This is a genomic window from Anabaena sp. AL93 (genome assembly GCF_001672085.1).
GTDB classification, from domain to species: Bacteria; Cyanobacteriota; Cyanobacteriia; order Cyanobacteriales; family Nostocaceae; genus Dolichospermum; species Dolichospermum heterosporum.
Map to the genome: position 1 here is coordinate 1 of NZ_LJOU01000071.1, position 17,947 is coordinate 17,947.

General features: G+C 40.1%; 9 protein-coding genes and 1 pseudogene. 6 read left to right on the forward strand and 4 right to left on the reverse strand.

The window, feature by feature from the left end:
* Both AN486_RS18005 and AN486_RS18010 read right to left on the reverse strand, forming a co-directional pair.
* Positions 1-203: pseudogene (locus tag AN486_RS18005) on the reverse strand (hypothetical protein); the annotation flags it as partial.
* Positions 204-728: 525 nt separating this feature from the next.
* The gene (locus AN486_RS18010) at positions 729-3,233 is read right to left on the reverse strand and encodes a hypothetical protein (RefSeq protein ID WP_290601909.1); all 2,505 of its coding nucleotides are present in this window, start codon (positions 3,231-3,233) and stop codon (positions 729-731) included.
* A gap of 1,033 nt (positions 3,234-4,266) precedes the next feature.
* Between AN486_RS18010 and AN486_RS18015 the strand changes: the two genes are divergently transcribed.
* The 4 genes from AN486_RS18015 (at position 4,267) to AN486_RS18030 (ending at position 8,227) form a co-directional block, all read left to right on the forward strand.
* Positions 4,267-4,974: a type II secretion system protein gene (locus AN486_RS18015; protein WP_081424119.1), complete on the forward strand. Its 708-nt coding sequence runs from the start codon at positions 4,267-4,269 to the stop codon at positions 4,972-4,974.
* A 140-nt stretch (positions 4,975-5,114) separates the two neighbouring features.
* Positions 5,115-6,674, forward strand: a complete 1,560-nt coding sequence (locus AN486_RS18020) for a hypothetical protein (RefSeq protein ID WP_290601910.1) — start codon at positions 5,115-5,117, stop codon at positions 6,672-6,674.
* A gap of 228 nt (positions 6,675-6,902) precedes the next feature.
* The gene (locus AN486_RS18025; protein ID WP_168635767.1) at positions 6,903-7,421 is read left to right on the forward strand and encodes a type II secretion system protein; all 519 of its coding nucleotides are present in this window, start codon (positions 6,903-6,905) and stop codon (positions 7,419-7,421) included.
* Positions 7,422-7,426: 5 nt separating this feature from the next.
* Positions 7,427-8,227 carry a type II secretion system protein J gene (locus AN486_RS18030; RefSeq protein ID WP_290601911.1) on the forward strand — a complete coding sequence of 267 codons (801 nt, stop codon included), beginning with the start codon at positions 7,427-7,429 and terminating at the stop codon, positions 8,225-8,227.
* Between the two features lie 308 nt (positions 8,228-8,535).
* Here the strand turns inward: AN486_RS18030 and pcrA are convergent, their stop codons facing one another.
* Positions 8,536-10,866 carry a DNA helicase PcrA gene (gene pcrA / locus AN486_RS18035; RefSeq protein WP_290601912.1) on the reverse strand — a complete coding sequence of 777 codons (2,331 nt, stop codon included), beginning with the start codon at positions 10,864-10,866 and terminating at the stop codon, positions 8,536-8,538.
* Between the two features lie 373 nt (positions 10,867-11,239).
* Between pcrA and AN486_RS18040 the strand changes: the two genes are divergently transcribed.
* Both AN486_RS18040 and AN486_RS18045 read left to right on the forward strand, forming a co-directional pair.
* On the forward strand, positions 11,240-11,677 hold the full coding sequence (locus AN486_RS18040) for a CAAD domain-containing protein (RefSeq protein WP_039200902.1): 438 nt from the start codon (positions 11,240-11,242) through the stop codon (positions 11,675-11,677).
* Between the two features lie 634 nt (positions 11,678-12,311).
* A complete protein-coding gene (locus AN486_RS18045; RefSeq protein ID WP_290601913.1) occupies positions 12,312-16,127 on the forward strand; it encodes a DUF4347 domain-containing protein in 3,816 nt (1,271 codons plus the stop codon).
* Positions 16,128-16,644: 517 nt separating this feature from the next.
* On the opposite strand, the gene AN486_RS18050 is transcribed toward AN486_RS18045, so the two are convergent.
* Positions 16,645-17,934, reverse strand: coding sequence for a homoserine dehydrogenase (locus AN486_RS18050; protein ID WP_290601914.1), 1,290 nt, complete (start codon positions 17,932-17,934; stop codon positions 16,645-16,647).
* Between the last annotated feature and the right edge of the window lie 13 nt (positions 17,935-17,947).

Below are 17,947 nucleotides of genomic sequence, written 5' to 3' on the forward strand. Positions count from 1 at the left end.
CGGTGGTCTGCTTGCGATAAGATATGTGTTAACCAGATCACTGCTACATTCCCCAAGCTTTGTCCTCGCCAATTTCCATGGGTGGGGAAGTTTTTATCTATTAGCTTTTGTACACCCATCCGTTCTATCTGTGTGAGTAGTACGGGTATGTCATCTACTCGTTCGTTTGTAATTATGGATTCAGTTGCCATAACGTCGAACATATACTTACTTAGCTTATTTTGTATAACCTGTCTCTGATTATACTTTTATCTGCACATTTTTCCTAACTCCCTAAAAAATGGGCGAACCGGGAGTTAAGAGACTTCCAATTAACAAAATTCCTAAAAGTTTCTTGTGGTACGGGTACTTCCCACCAAAACCCTCCAACGGTGATACTTACTACAAAACGGTCTTTTCTGACTGAGGTTGGGACTGTCTAAGTAGGTGAACACAATAAAACCAAACTGTGTAAAGAAACGTAAAATCGCCCAAACCCTCTTGCCTCTTGCCTCTTGCCTTTTGCCTCTTGCCTTGCCATAACGACAATTTTCAACGCCAACCTACTTATCACTCTACCACTTCCTCTAAGATACAAGGTTGAGTCGAACGCAGTGAAACCCAGCATTAGCAGTAGGATAGCAAGGGGAACTTCAGCATAAAAAATCGCCAAACTTCGCAAAATCCTGACATAATAAATTGCGTGGTTTGACGGTATTCAGAAAGGAATTTTTGCTAAAGAATTTATACTACGCAGTTATTACTTGAGTGCTAGATAGACTACTAAAAGAATAGGATTGGTTGCCAACGATTAAGTTAGTAAAACCAAATACATTCATAGTTGTAGCACCTTGCGTAACTGTCACAAAATTCTCATTATTAACAGTTGTAGAACCAAGAGTATAGCTACCACTAGATAATTTCAAGGTGTCCACACCGTCCCCACCAACAAAGTATCCCGTACCAAAACCCGATACAACGTCGTTACCGGCTCCTAAAAGAACATAACCACTACCGGAGAATCCATTTATAGCAGTAATACTATCGTTACCATCGCCGAGGTTAATAGTACCATCGTTATAGATGCCTTGAGTACCACCTGTAGCAGTGATACTATCGTCACCACTGCCGAGGTTAATATTACCCTTGTTCTCGATGCCGTAAAGACCACCTGTAGCAGTGATGTTATCGCTACCAATGCCGAATTGAATAGTGCCAGTGTTCGCGTTCTGGATGCCAATACCAACACCATTGCCAGTAGTAACGGTAGTAGTAGTAACGTTATTGGAGCTACCTTCATCAGAGCTATCATTACAACCTTGACCACTGCGGCTGTCGTCGTCGCGACCGTTGCTAGAGCTATATCTACCACTTGAAGATTGACTATTCCGGCTGTAATCGTGGTCGTCGTCTTCGTAATCGTCGTCACGACCTCCGCTAGAGCTATTAGAGCTACTATTTGAAGATTGAGTAGTGCTGGTCGAGACGCTGTAAGTACCACCTGTAGCAGTGATAGTATTCTTACCATCGCTAAGGTCAATAGTGCCGCTGTTCTGGATGCCGTAAAGACCACCTTTAGCCGTTATACTATCGTCACCAATGCCAAATTGAATAGTGCCAGTGTTCGCGTTCTGGATGCCAATGCCAACACCATCGCCTGTAGTAGTAACGGTAGTAGTAGTAACTTTATTAGAGCTACTATTTGAAGATTGACTGTTCCGGTTGTCGTCGTCACAATCTCTGGAAGAGCTATCATTGCAACCTTGACCACTGCGGCTATCGTCGTTGTTACGACCGCTGGAAGAGCTATATCTACCACTTGAAGATTGACTATTCCGGCTGTAATCGTGGTCGTCGTCTTCGTGGTCGTCGTCACAACCTCCGCTAGAGCTACTATTTGAAGATTGAGTAGTGCGGGTCGAGACGCTGTAGCTACCACCTGTCGCAGTGATGGTATTGTTACCATCGCCTAGTAGAATACTACCGCTGTTCTGGATGCCGTAAAGACCACCGATAGCAGTAATGATATCGTTACCACTACCGGATTGAATAGTGCCGCTGTTTTGGATGCCAGCACCATTGCCTGTAATAGTAAATGTAGTAGTAACGTTATTAGAGCTACTGTTATTAGAGCTATCATCATCGCAACCTTGACCAGTACGGCTGTCGTCGTCGTCGTCACGACCTCTGGTAGAGCTACCACTACAACCTTGACTTCGGCTATTGTCGTCGTCACAACCTCTAGTATTACTAGAGCTACCACTTGAAGATTGAGTAGTACTGTTCGAGACGCTGTAACTACCACCTGTAGCGGTGATGGTATTGTTACCATTGCCTAGTTCAATAATGCCATAGTTTTCAATGCCGTAACTACCACCTGTCGCAGTGATGTTATCGTTACCATTGCCGAATTGAATACTGCCGCCGCTGGTGAAACGACTAGCAGCGCCATAGTTCCCGATGCCGTAACTACCACCTGTAGCGATGATGTTACCGTTACCATTACTGAATTGAATACCGCCGTTGTCGTTGAAGATGCCATAAGTAATGCCTGTCGCAGTGATGTTATCAACACTACTAGAGCTACCATTGTCAAATTGAATAGTGCCACTGTTCAAGATGCCGTAGGAACTACTACTTATAGCAGTTATACTATCGTTACCACCACTGAATTGAATAGTGCCATAGTTCTCAATGCCGTAGGAACTACTACCCTTAGCCGTTATACTATCGTTACCAGTACCAAATTGAATGCTGCCGTTGTTTAATAGACCAAGACTACCCGTAGCAGTGATGTTATCGTTACCAGTGCCGAATTGAATAGTGCCACTGTTCAAGATGCCGTAGGAACTACTGCCTGTAGCGGTGATTTTATTGTTACCATTGCCGAATTGAATAGTGCCACTGTTCAAGATGCCGTAAATACTACCTGTAGCAGTGATTTTATTGTTACCATTGCCGAATTGAATAGTGCCACTGTTCAAGATGCCGTAACTACCTGTAGCAGTGACACTATCGTTACCATCGCCGAATTGAATAGTGCCACTGTTCAAGATGCCGTAACTACCACCTGTCGCGGTGATTTTATCGTTACCACTGTTAAATTGAATAGTGCCGCTGTTCAAGATGCCGTTAGTAGTGCCTGTAGCAGTGATTAGATAATTCCCGGTTGCAAATGCAAGTGTGGTGTTGTTGTTGGAGATGCCGCTGACACCACCTGTATATTTCCTAGTGATAGTTGAGGAAGAAGGCATGATGGTAAGTTAGGTTAATGACCTAATTAATTGGATCTAATCTTAATTGTATAAAAAAAAAATCAATTGTCTATAATATTTTTATAATTCAATGTTTATAATGAAAACATGGTTGGAGATTGCTGCTTTAAAAGTAATTAAATTAGCATAATACTTCGATGTAGCCCCTGACTACATACGTGAATATACTTAAAAAGCTCTTCTCAACAGATTGTTTGGGAGAACTCCACACAAAAGATAATCCAATCTTGCGGGCTATGGGTTTTACGTTAAGTTGATACATATCAGCTTTTGCTTTATCCCTACAAATCTAGGTTTTTCGTAATTTCGTAAAAGTCCATGTCCCAAACGTGTTTAGTATATCTAACTGTAAATTCTGATTCAGGGTTCAGAAAATGAATTTTTCCTAAATTTTCATGAGATTCAGTAGTTTCATCAGTATCACCATCAAAAGCTATGATATACTATGGCTATAGTCACTGGTGTAAACTTAACGTAAAACCCATAGTCCGACGGGGAATGAATTCCCAGTCTCATAGCGAAAGTCATCTGAAGATGACTGAATAACTAGAAAATTTTTTAAATTGTTTAGTAAACTTTAGTTTACTTTGGTTATTAGCCCGGAAATTCGTTTCTGGGCGGGTGTGGAAGAAAACACATAAGCTATTTCTGACTTAAGTTGACATCAATGGACTATAGTGATTCCCTATTAGGTGCGACTAAAATTTAAACCCATTCTTGATCTCTTCCTGGCAATTTACGCAATCAGAAGGTGAGGTTGTGTCTGGGTGAAACTGTGCTGAACCAATATTTTATGTGGCTCAATGATTCAAATAATCATTCTGTCTTTTAGGCTGCTTAGTATTAGTTCTAAGATATTATCAAATTTTATTTTTTCCAATTGTAGAAAATAATCATGGTGCAATTTGTGGGCGTAAAAACTTAACTGTAATGCAATTTGTTTGGTAACAATCAATTTGCCTGTCGCTACAGATTGCTCCTGTGAATTCCTGGCAGTAACAAGAGGTGCATTATGATGAAACTTTTTAAACGATTATCCTGGGAAAAAAACCCTCAAAAGTCACAGCAGGGATTCACACTTTTAGAAGTGCTGGTTGCCATTGTAGTAATTACTGCTTTCGTGAATGTAGCACTGATGGGATTAGTGACTGCTGCGCTCTTTAAAAGTAAGGCAAAAGCATACTCTAGTGGTATTACTTGGATTCAAGCGGATCTAGAAGCAGTCAGAGATAAGGCAGCGAATTTATCCATCTTATCAGCTAATGCTGCTGCTCAACAAAAAGAAGTTGTGTTGGAATCCGCTGTTGGATTAGCAAATAACGATCAGGTCAAAATCGGAACAGATACAACGACCTATACGATTCAAAGTATTAGTGGAAATTTACTTACCCTCACAGCTAATCTTGGTACCGATCAGTCCGCCAATGCAGGTGTCACTGCGGTCAGCAAATGTACAGCCACATCCGCTAATGCTGGCTTTGCTTATTACCTACAACAGGATTTACAACAGGGTTTGCCTTCATCTCCATTTACAAAATATATCGGTGGAAAAGCATACACCGTTACTCGGAGTTCTGAGGTTAAAAGTTCTCCGTTTACAGCTACTCCTCGTTACGAAGTTCTGGCACTGTCCTACACTGTGACTCCTCAAAGCAACAGTAACGTCAAAGTGGCATCAATATATGCCGAGGTTATTCCTAGTGCGTTTTATCAATGTTAAGTATATTAATCTGTATTCATATGGGCATCTCCAAAAAAGATTGTAGAAACGAGAATCCCTAGTCATGGAACGTCTTTACAGAGGTTTCAAGTCGCTATGAATAAAAAAATTAAAACTCAATTAATACTTAGGAGGTAAAGATGATGAATAAAAAACTGATGAACCAAAGACTCAAGATTACTCTTGTCCATCTATCGGGCGAAGAGGGTTTTGTTATGCCCATTGCTGTGGGATTTGGGTTAGTCATGCTCATAATTGCTCTGACGATGATTATGAGATCTCAGGGTGATGCGGTAAGTGCATCATCTCAAAAAACGGTATCTAGAGCGTTGGCAGCAGCAGAGACAGGTATTACTCGTTACCAGGGTATAATTAGCCAAAATAAGAATATTGCTGTTTACCCTAATACGAGTTGGCAGACCGTTTTATCATCTAGTAGCAGTAGCAGTAGCAGTAGCAGTAGTAGTGGCTGTGGTAGTGTTAGCAATAGCAACACTACGAACATAAATACCTCTCAAGTACAAATAGCTACTGGGACTGGATGGCAAAATATAGACGCAAGTGATGTAGGTAAAGGACAATACCAGCTTGTTAGCTACCAATATACACCTAGTGGTGTAGCAACCAATCCTCCTACTGCACCAGGAGTTGGCACACTGACGGTTCTAGGTCGAGTTAAGCAAAATGACGCTAATCCAGCCACCACCAAGCTTGTAGTCAGTATTCCTGTATCATCCACTACAACTCCAAATACGGTTACGAATACAGGTACAGCACCGGCTGGATTATGGGCAAATAGTTTTAGTTTTAGTGGTGGTAATGCCATAGCAAATGCAAATGTTCAGGATGCTAGTTGTGGTGGTACAGGTACTACTGCTTTTCCTCAGACCAAGGATGCCAGTGGAAACTATACTAGGATAGGAACTGTGGATGATGGTGATCCTAATACTGCTAATCCAAAGGGTACACTCATCCAGTCCAATCAGGCATTTCCGGATCTACCTAATGGTAACCAATATACGCCTCCGACATCGAATGTTAACAATATTTCCACTGGAATTAATCGTAATAATGGCACTCTAACACTTCCTGGTACGGGTGATATCAATAGCAATGGAGTAGCATTTAGTGCTACGGTACCGCAAAATTCAACATACATATATCGTATAGGCGCAAGCGGTAGCAATTCCATTAACTTAAGTGGAAATGCCAGTATAACTTTTGGATCTTCACGTGGTGCTTGTAACGAAACAATAATAATTTATGCCGATGCTGATCTTAATCTGAGTGGTAACGGTCTTGTTGCTCCAACTGTATGTGCAGGGGGACTAACAACAAAAGTTATTTTTTATACGGGACCAAATGCGAGTTTAACATTGACGGGTAACGGTGCAACTTACAACCCAAAGTATTTTAAATTTTATATGTATGGCACTGGGACCGAAGAAGTAAATCTCACGGGTAATGGTTCATCCTCCGCTTTCATATTTGCACCTTTTATAGCCACAAGATTAACGGGAGATGGTAACGTTTCTGGTTCTTTGTGGACAAAAAGTTTTACTGCTACTGGGAATGGAAATATTAATCAGTCTGCGGTTTCATGGACTGATTTATCAGAAATTTCCCAGCCTGCCTCTGGTAGTATTCAAACGATAAATCTTGGCAATGTTAATTCATGGCAGCGTCAGAGTGTAAATTAAGTAAGTGGATGATAAAAAACCGAAGTATTAACAAAAAGTAAAGTTGCCCAAAACTTCTTCTCTGTCCCTTTGTTATAAAGACAATTTTTAACGCCAACCTACTGAGATGATAGCTAATGTTACCTGATCATCTCCATGAAAATAGTCAGGGTTTCACTCTGATGAAAACGTCAACGATCCTTATTATTGGCATTTTAAGTGCAATAGCTTATACCCAGGTAATACTATATGAATCATGACAACACCCATTACAGTGAAGATGGATTTACTTTACTAGAATTAATCGTGGTTATGCTTTTTGTCGGCATCCTAGCTGCTATTTCTGCTCCTAGTTTTTCAGCTTTAAATCAAAGGAATAAAGTTACTCAGGACCTAACCAGCACTAAAAATGCTTTATTAGAAGCACAAATAGGAGCTATGCGTCGAGGTCAAAGCTGTACACTTTCTTTTTCTACTGCTACACCACCAACAATTAGTAGTTCTACTGGCAACTGTCTATTGACAGGTACACGAACGTTATATAACGTTTCTATGAATGTATACAAAGATGGAACAGGTGCGGCTTCTAGTTTGACATTTGATTATCTGGGTAATATGACGGAAACAAATCCCATAACAATTGTATTGCAATATAGCAACAATATTGGAGATAAAAAATGTATAGTTGTCTCTCAACCACTAGGGTTAATTGCAACTGGCAAATATACGGGTAGTGGTGCTACTTATTCATCCAATTGTACACCTTAAAAAATATGTTAAACAATACTTTTAATATCAAAAAAAATATCCAATTTTATCTTCAAAATTATAAAACTCGTCAATCTTCTCTCAATACAGATGAGGGATTTACTTTGCTAGAGTTATTAGTAGCAACAGCTATCATGTCCGGTGTTTTGACTATAGCTGGCATTGGTATTGTGGCTATGTTGAAACAAAACAGTAAAGCAGCATCGGAAAGTGACAGACGTGCTAATTTGAATCGGGTTTTGGATTATATTAGTAATGAAGTGAGAATGGCAAAGAGTGTTACTGCTCCAACTGTAACATTACCTTCAGGTGCGGTGGGCGTTTTACAATTAACAATTCCCCTTTACTCTTGTGGCGCTCTTAGTTCTGATAAAACCTATACTGTTGTTTACTATACCTTTAATAGTTCTGGTTTATGGCAGCTCCCAAAATCAATTAAGCGATATGCCAACATAACTACTCCTGTTCCTACTCCTACTCCCTGTCCTAGTCCTACTAATACTACTGCGCTTAGTCCTAGCCCTGATCCTGTTGCAACATTTGCAGATGATTCTAAGTATTTTATAGCTGATGCAGTACGAACCCCAAGCCCAACACCAAATCCAACTGCAACTGCAACTGCAACTCCAACTCCAAATCCAAATCCATTGTGTCCCAGTCCCAATACATTTTCAGGTAGTGAAGGCTTTTATGCTTGTATATATACAGGTGGTAAAAAAGTTGATCTTTATTTATACGGTAAATTAACCGAGACAGATACAACAACGCTTGAAGTTAAATCTACTGCTGTTACTAGAGCTAAATAATTGAACAATTGAATAATCGAGAAATTGGCGGTTGGAAATTAATAATGTAAGTTGCTAGTTGGGGATTTTGTCTGAATCAGGATTTCCAGGATTTGAGGATTTACAGGATGGGATTGGGGTTTTTTATTGATTTTATTTGTGTTTGATTATGGTGCGTTACGCTGTCGCTAACACACCCTACTTGTTTTTTATGGTTGGGGATTTTGTCTGAATCAGTTACAAAATTTGTAGGTTGGGTAGAGGAACGAAACCCAACAAAATCATTGAAAATGTTGGGTTTTGCTGTCGCTCAACCCAACCTACATTTTTTAACCAACTTTCTGCAATTGCGCTACTCTGGGGTCTACGATTTTTTGTCCTAAACTCAGGAATTTAATCGCTACAGAAACTTTATTTCCTTCTCCGAAAACGTGGGTAATTTCCCCAAGTCCGAAGGACTTATGTAATACTCTGTCACCTACTTGCCAAATTCCGGGGGTGGTTTGTTTACTAGTGGTTGCAGAAGTGGTTTTAGTCGAACTCCGGGTAACTTTATTTTGGGTGGTTAATAGTTCTGCGGGGATTTCATCGAGAAATTGCGATCGCATTGCTGGTTCTCTAGACCCATATAAACGTCTTTCTCTGGCATGAGATAGAAACAAACGTTCTTGAGCGCGGGTAATTCCCACATAACACAAACGCCGTTCCTCTTCTAACAATGAAGGATCTTGTAAAGAACGATAACCCGGAAAAAGTCCCTGTTCTAATCCCACCAAAAAGACAACAGGAAACTCCAACCCCTTAGAAGCGTGTAAAGTCATTAAAGAAACCGCTGTTTGTCCCTCTTTTAAATTATCTAAATCAGAACTCAAAGCCGCACTTTGCAAAAATGCCTGTAAAGAAATATCTTCTCCAGCATTTTCTTCTTGAAATTGCAGCATAGCATTATATAATTCATTGACGTTACTAATTCTATTATCAGCTTCATCTGTAGCTTGATCTTGCAATTCCTTAATATAGCCAGAATCCTCTAAAACCCCTTGTAAAATTTCCGAACCGGGAACAACTTTGATTTGTTCTTGACGATTTTGAATCATGGCGGCGAAATTATTCACCGCTTTCGCCGAACGTCCTGCTAAAGTATTTACAGATGTTTCATCACTTAATATTTCCCATAAAGTTGTTCCTAATTGCTGGGAAGCATTCACCAAAGCATCAACAGTAGATTTACCAATTCCCCGCCGAGGTGTGTTGATAACTCGTAATAAACTGACAGTATCCGCTGGGTTATTAATCGCCCTTAAATATGCCACAGCATCTTTAATTTCTTTGCGATCGTAAAATTTCATGCCTCCCACAACCGTATAAGGAATTTGATATTTTACTAATAATTCTTCAAAAGGTCGAGATTGGGCATTTGTTCGATATAAAATTGCAAAGTTACCCCAATTTAATTCCGGGTGTTGATGTTCTAAATTTCTAATTTGGTTAATCACAAAAGCTGCTTCTGCCATTTCTTCATCAGCTTTATGACAATAAATTCCTTCTCCTGGTTCTCTTGTGGCTTTGAGGATTTTATCAATCCGTTGAGTATTATTTTCAATTAATTCATTAGCTGCTTGGAGAATATTTTCGCATGAACGATAATTTTCTTCTAATTTCACCATAGAACGAGTATCATCATCTGCTAAACCATCCCCAAAATTTTCCTGAAATTCTAGCAAAATGGTAAAATCTGCCATTCTAAAACTATAAATTGACTGGTCAGCATCACCAACCACAAACACAGAGCGATTTTGCCATTTCCATTCACTTTTACGGGTTTCTCCATTTGTCACCAAAAGCTGAATTAGATCATATTGAGTCCGGTTGGTATCTTGATATTCATCAACTAGAATATGAGAGAATTTTTGATGCCAATAAGCTAAAACTTGCTCATTTTGTTGAAATAATCGGGTAGGAATCAAAATTAAATCATCAAAATCTAAAGCGTTATTTTGGGCAAGTTTATCTTGATAGCGATTATAAACATCAGTAATAACTCTACCCCGATAGTCTGGTTGTTCACTTTCAAATTGTTGGGGAGAAAGTCCTTGATTTTTGGCGTTACTAATAGCGTAGCGAATAGATTTAGGTTCAAATTTTTTACTATCTAAATTTAAATCTTTGGTGACAATTTCTTTAATCACACTTTGGACATCCGATTCATCAAAGATAGAAAAGTTCTTATTCCATTTTCTACCTTTTTCATCTTGATACTTTTCAATATCCCAGCGCAGAATCCGCGAGAATAAACTGTGAAAAGTTCCACACCACATATCTTTAATAGTAGTGCGATAAACCTGTGTTTTTAGTAAGCTTTGTTCATATTCTGTCAGCAAATCAAACTTTTTACCATGTTGTGATATTGCTAATTGTTCAGTAAATATCCTTTGAATTCTTTCCTTCATTTCCCTAGCAGCTTTATTGGTAAATGTCACCGCGAGGATATTTTCAGGATTAACACGATGTTTTATAATTAAATTAGCAATGCGGTAAGTCAGCGCCCGGGTTTTCCCAGAACCAGCACCAGCTACCACTAACAATGGTCCGCAGTAGTGTTCGACTGCTTGACGTTGACTAGGATTAAGGTGAGCAAGAAAATCAATATTTGTGGTCATAAACTACAACAATGATGAAAAGGACAATTTGTTATCGGGTTATTCTGTCAGCGTCCAACTCAGTACAAAGAATCAAACAAAAGCAGCATAATGGGGCAAAAATGATAAAAATTTACTTAAATTGCTAAACTTTGAGAAAATTTGATATAGTATTAGATTATTTAGTTTTATCCTTGCCTGTTCCATAACTAGCAACTTCATGTTACTGGATTTTGTGTAAAGTTTTATCATACTTGTGAAGAACTCTAGATGTAAGATAAACCAATAATCTCTAATCTCTCACTCTGATTAGCGAGGGAAAGTGCCGGTTAACAGCCTTTTGGTTGTAAATATCTAGGTAAGAAACTCAACTTTCAAAATCATGGAAACAAAAATGCAAGAACCAGAATTTAAAGAAACCCAGTCTAAAGAAACAACCATACCCGAAATTAACACTCAAACCGGGAATTTGACCAAACTTCAACCTCCTATGCAGTCTCAAGAACAATGGCTGAAATATGGACAACGAATTTCTGGTTTTTTGGGGACATTACCAGACTATGTAGGTAAATTCTTTGGTCAATATCAGCAGCCAATTGTTAGTATTGGCTTAGTAGTGACAGGAGTAATCACAGTTAAGGTACTATTGGCTGTATTAGATGCTCTTAATGATGTTCCTTTGGTAGCACCTACCTTTGAATTAATTGGCATTGGTTATTCTGTGTGGTTTGTTTATCGCTATTTACTCAAAGCTTCTAGCAGACAGGAGTTATCTGAAGAAATTACCACCCTCAAATCCCAAGTTGTCGGTAAGCACACTTCTAAATCTTAACTCACAACTTTAGACAAATTTAGATCCCCGACTTCTTAAGGAAGTCGGGGATCTTTTTTCTTTTTTACAAAGCCAAGAGTTCGTTGTTTTTTTGTGAATTTAGAATATGTCACATACGTGAATCTAAGTATGTGTCACAAAAAGATTATTTATAACTTAAAGATCACGGTTGTGTTTATAAATAACACATCTTACCATCATATACATATTTAACCTGTTTGGATAAGAATTTGTAAAGGTTTACCACTGCTCAACAGTGTCAAGTACCTTCAAGCCAGGGAATTAATTCCCTGTCTAAGAGGTTGTTTGAAAAGTATCAGATGAAACCCATAATTTCCAAAAACCTAACCCCCCTGCCCCCCTTCCCTACCAGGGAATGGGGTTTTCAAAGCCTCTCCCCGCGTCGGGGAGAGGTTTGGAGAGGGGTCAATTTATACATTCAAAACTTTTCAAACATCCTCTAATAGCTCAAGTCGGTTAAAACCGACTATTTTAGCGGTATTTGTTCGATAAATAGGATAATTTCTGATTTCAATATCATCACAGTGCGTTTCAACGCACTTTAGCTATTAGACCGGAACTTCAGTTCCGGGCGGGTATAAAAGCTTAGTTACCAAGTGAAAAGGAAAAAAATATGTTTAGCAACTCTTTTCTCCGTCAAACCGCGACAACTATTGTTTTTATTGATGCCTCCGTTTCCGACTATCAGACTCTACAAACAGGAGTTGTAGAGGGTGTAGAAACGGTGATTCTTTCCCCAAATCAAGACGGGATTGAGCAAATTAGCCAAGTTTTACAACAACATCCCCACATCACCACCATTCACATCGTTTCCCACGGTGCGCCGGGATGCTTGTATTTAGGAAATAGTCAATTAAACTTAACTAATATTCACAATTACACCCAACAGTTACAACAGTGGCAACGTCAGAATATTTTACTCTATGGCTGTAACGTCGCTGCGGGGGATGCTGGGGCAGAATTTATTCACAAATTACATCAAATTACCAACGCCACCATTAGCGCCTCCACCACAAAAACCGGCAATGCAGCATTAGGGGGAAATTGGCAGTTAGAGGTGAATATTCCCGTTACAGATGAAATCAACCCAGTAAAAAACCTTTCTCCTACAAAGAGAGAGGCTTTAAACATTCCCCCTTCCCTGCTAGGGAAGGGGGTTAGGGGGTTAGGTTCTGTTTTCAATGCACACACCCTCCACACCTACCAGGGAGTATTTGCACCCACATTAGTGGGAGAGTGGGATATTTTAAGCTATGCCAATGCTGTGACAGTGGTGGGTAATCATGCCTACGCTGTGGGGGATAGATTGGAGATCATTGATATTAGCAACCCTGCCCAACCCGTTGTCAAGGGAAGTTACAAGATTTCTAGTGGTCGTGGTGTGCAAGTAGTCGGTAACTATGCTTACGTAGCTGATAGTGGTTCAGGACTACAAATCATTGACATCAGCAACCCCTCTACCCCCACCCTCAAGGGCAATTATGATACGGGCATTGCTTGGGGTGTGCAAGTTGTGGGTAACTATGCTTACGTAGCTGATATTAATTCAGGACTACAAATAATTGACATCAGCAACCCCACTACCCCCACCCTCAAGGGCAATTATTCTGGCTTGGCTTATGGTGTGCAAGTAGTCGGTAACTATGCTTACGTAGGTGGTTATTATTCAGGACTACAAATCATAGACATCAGCAACCCCACTACCCCCACCCTCAAGGGCAATTATGATACATCTGGACAGGCTAGAGGTGTGCAAGTAGTCGGTAACTATGCTTATGTAGCTGATTATACTTCAGGACTACAAATAATTGACATCAGCAACCCCACTACCCCCACCCTCAAGGGCAATTATTATACATCTGGCTATGCTTTAGGTGTGCAAGTAGTCGGTAACTATGCTTATGTAGCTGATTATTATTCAGGACTACAAATAATTGACATCAGCAACCCCACTACCCCCACCCTCAAGGGCAATTATGGCAATTATGATAATATATTTGGCCATGCTTTAGGTGTGCAAGTAGTCGGTAACTATGCTTACGTAGCTGGTTATTATTCAGGACTACAAATAATTGACACCAGCAACCCCACTACCCCCACCCTCAAAGGCAATTATGATACGGGCTATGCTAGAGGTGTGCAAGTAGTCGGTAACTATGCTTACGTAGCTGATACTAATTCAGGACTACAAATAATTGACATCAGCAACCCCACTACCCCCACCCTCAAGGGCAATTATAATACTTCTGGCAATGCTCTAAGTGTGCAAGTAGTCGGTAACTATGCTTACGTAGCTGATGGTGGTTCAGGACTACAAATAATTGACATCAGCAACCCCACTACCCCCACCCTCAAGGGCAATTATGATACACCTGGCAGTGCTTTAGGTGTGCAAGTAGTCGGTAACTATGCTTACGTAGCTGATGAGTATTATGGAGGACTACAAATAATAGACATCAGCAACCCCACTACCCCCACCATCAAGGGCAATTATGATACATCTGGCGATGCTAGGGGTGTGCAAGTAGTGGGTAACTATGCTTACGTAGCTAATGGTTTCAGTGGTTTAAAGATTATTAATGTCAGTGAGTTTACTAGTCCATCTTTAAACCAAGCACCAACAGACCTCACTCTCTCCACCAGCACAATTGCCGAAAATCAAGTTATTGGTACAGTCGTTGGTAATTTCAGTAGCACAGACCCAAATACAGGAGACACCTTTACCTATAGTTTAGTCACTGGGGAAGGTGCAACGGATAATAGTTTATTTACCATTACCAATAATCAACTCAAAACCAACTCTGTCTTTGACTACGAAACCAAAAACAGTTACAGCGTTCGCGTCAAAACCACAGACCAAGGTGGGTTATCCTTTGAGAAACAATTAACCATTGGAGTTAGCAACGTTAACGAAACTCCTACTAATTTAACTCTCTCTAATAACACCGTTGCAGAAAACCAAATTATTGGTACAGTAGTGGGTAATCTCACCACCACAGACCCAGATACAGGAAACACCTTTACCTATAGCTTAGTTACAGGAACAGGTGACACCAATAACAGTGTATTTACCATTACCAATAATCAACTCAAAACCAACTCTGTCTTTGACTACGAAACCAAAAACAGTTACAGCGTTCGAGTTAGAACCACAGACCAAGGTGGGTTATCCTTTGAAAAACAATTAACTATTGGAGTCACTGACCTTAACGAAGACGAAAGCTTCATCACCACACCCCAACAAGATATCATAGATGCTGACTATGGAGACGACACCATCACCAGCACCTTTGCCAATTTACAACAAAACGACACCATCAAAGGTGGTAATGGCACAGATACCCTGATCATCACAGGGGGGACAGTTGATGATAGTATCTCCATTGATGGCAATAACACCACCAATCAATTAGATATTCCAGGGACAACAGTATTCGGATTTGAACGCTTTGATTTAAGTGGCTTTACAGGTACAGTCAGCTTTGATGGTACTGCGGGTAATGATTGGGTTAAAGGTGGTACAGGAAACGATGATTTAAGTGGTGGAGACGGTAATGACACTCTGAACGGGGGAACAGGTGCAGATTTATTAGGTGGTGGTAAAGGTAATGACACTTATGTGGTAGATAATGTGGGTGATGTCATTGCTGAATTTTTAAATCAAGGTATTGATACCGTTGAATCTTCTATCACTTGGACATTAAAAGCCAACTTAGAAAACCTGACTTTAACCGGAACAACCGCTATTAATGGTACAGGTAATAACCTGAATAATATCATTACAGGTAACACTGGTAATAACGTTCTTAATGGTAATGCGGGTGCTGATACTATGATTGGTGGTGCTGGTAATGATTCCTATTATGTGGACAATACAGCAGATACCATTACAGAAAATCTGAATCAAGGAACTGATATCGTTTTCAGCAGTGTAACTTACACCCTCACCACCAACCTAGAAAACCTGACTTTACAAGGAACAACAGCGATTAACGGTACAGGTAATGACCTCAATAACAGCATTACAGGTAATACAGCAGCTAACGTTCTCACTGGTGGTTTAGGAAATGATACCCTCACTGGTAATGCAGGTGCAGATACTTTAATTGGTGGTTTGGGTAATGATAGCCTGTATTTAGGTTTAAACGATAATGTTGTAGATAACGTTAATTACGTTCTTGGTGATGCTACAGATACAGTTTATCAATTTGTGCGCGGTGTCGGTGGTGATAAATTGAACTTTACAGGTATTGCCAATTTTGATGTAATTACATCAGGTACTTCTACATTAGTGCGAGTTGGGGATGGTATTGGTGGTAATACTGGTTTTGGTACTGGTCAGTTATTAGTGACCTTATCAGGGACATCAGGATTTACCAGCGCCAATGCGAATATCAACCTCTTTGGTGGTAATTTCTTGTTCAATTAAAACGAACTTTAGCTAGAAGACAGGGAATCAATTCTCTGTCTTCCTGATTTATACTAAACACGGTTGAGACATGGACTTTTACAAAATTACGAAAAACCTAGATTTGTAGGGGTAAAGCAAGAGCTTCATTGGTGTCAACTTAACGCAAAATCTTCATCCCGCAAGAAACTCAAGTTCCTTGCTAATAGCGAAAGTCATCTAAAAGATGACTAAATACTAGGAAAATTCATTAGTCCGTTTTAACGGACTTGAGCTATGAGACAGGGAATTTATTCCCTGACGGGTGTGGAAGCCAAACAAATAAGCCGTGTTAAGTATACATCATCACCCCATAATGTTTCGCTAAAAAACGCAAAAACGCCAACCGAAAAAAAGTGATTTTATGGTATTGACAAACAATTTTAAAAATGTTATCATAAAGTTGATAAGGAAGAACTATCTTGTTGTTAATTAAGAATAGAATGACAATATCCCCGACTTCTTTGAGAAGTCGGGGATATTTTGATCTTTTTATGTTTCAAAGCACTCGTAATACGCTGGGAATACTGTCTATTGATTCCATTGCTTGAATTTCTGCCAAAGCTTCTCTAAAGTCCCCTTCCCGGACATTGTGGGTAACAACGACAATCTCGGCTAGTTCTCCCTGAAAGCCAGTTTGGACAACTGACTCTAAACTCACGCCATAATTGCCAAAACAAGTTCCCAATCTCCCAATGACTCCCGCTTGATCTTTGCTGAGGAAACGGGCATAAAACCGGGTTATTAACTCGGTAATGGGGGTAATTTGCGAGTAATGTTGATGTCTACAAGCGAGGAGAGAATTTGGTTTCGTGGTATTGGTTTTGAGGGTAGCAACAAGATTTAAGATATCTGATGATACAGCACTGGCGGTAGCCCCAGCCCCAGCCCCAGGACCGAATAACATCACTTGTCCTATCGGTTCTCCCTCAATCAGAATAGCATTGTAAACACCGTTAATACTAGCTAAAGGGTGGCTGTGGGGAACTAGGGTAGGATGAACTCTCACGGAAAGTTGGGAGTTATCTTCATCTAAATGTTGAGCTATTCCTAGTAATTTAATTACGAATCCTAATTTAGCGGCATAGGCAATATCTGTTTTTGTAACTTGACGAATTCCTTCACAATGGACATCTTCCCGATTGATTCGCCCGTCAAATCCTAAAGATGCCAAAATAGCAATTTTATCTCCAGCATCTAAACCATCCACATCCGCTGTGGGGTCAGCTTCAGCATAACCCAATTTTTGAGCATCTGCTAAGACATGATCAAATTCACTACCTTCTGTTTGCATCCTGGTGAGGATATAGTTGGTTGTGCCATTGACAATGCCCATGATAGCGCTAATGCGATTAACGCTTAAAGATTGTTTCAGGGGTTGAATTACAGGAATACCGCCACCAACGGCGGCTTCTAGCAGCACATAGACACCCGCTTGATTAGCAGCGGTGAATATTTCGCCACCAAATCGAGAAATTACGGCTTTATTGGCGGTAATTACGTGCTTACCATTTTTAATAGCTGTCAACATGAGTGTGCGGGCGGGTTCTAATCCCCCCATTAACTCTACAACTATATCTACGGCTGGATCATTAACAATGGCTTCTAAATCCGTAGTTATCACCTCTGATGATAATTCTACAGCTCTGGGTTTCGTGAGCGATCGCACACCCACTCGATAGATTTCAATGTCCTGTAACAGCGGATGACGACCTACATTGTCTTGCAACAGTTGCACTGTCCCCGTTCCCACCGTACCTAATCCAAGTATTCCTAATTTGACAGCCACAGATTTTGCACCC

Coding starts and splice junctions, on each gene's coding strand:
- AN486_RS18040 (WP_039200902.1), top strand. CDS start 11,240: ATGCAAGAACCAGAATTTAAAGAAACCCAGTCTAAAGAAACAACCATA.
- AN486_RS18030 (WP_290601911.1), top strand. CDS start 7,427: ATGTTAAACAATACTTTTAATATCAAAAAAAATATCCAATTTTATCTT.
- AN486_RS18020 (WP_290601910.1), top strand. CDS start 5,115: ATGATGAATAAAAAACTGATGAACCAAAGACTCAAGATTACTCTTGTC.
- AN486_RS18010 (WP_290601909.1), bottom strand. CDS start 3,233: ATGCCTTCTTCCTCAACTATCACTAGGAAATATACAGGTGGTGTCAGC.
- AN486_RS18025 (WP_168635767.1), top strand. CDS start 6,903: ATGAATCATGACAACACCCATTACAGTGAAGATGGATTTACTTTACTA.
- AN486_RS18015 (WP_081424119.1), top strand. CDS start 4,267: ATGATGAAACTTTTTAAACGATTATCCTGGGAAAAAAACCCTCAAAAG.
- pcrA (WP_290601912.1), bottom strand. CDS start 10,866: ATGACCACAAATATTGATTTTCTTGCTCACCTTAATCCTAGTCAACGT.
- AN486_RS18045 (WP_290601913.1), top strand. CDS start 12,312: ATGTTTAGCAACTCTTTTCTCCGTCAAACCGCGACAACTATTGTTTTT.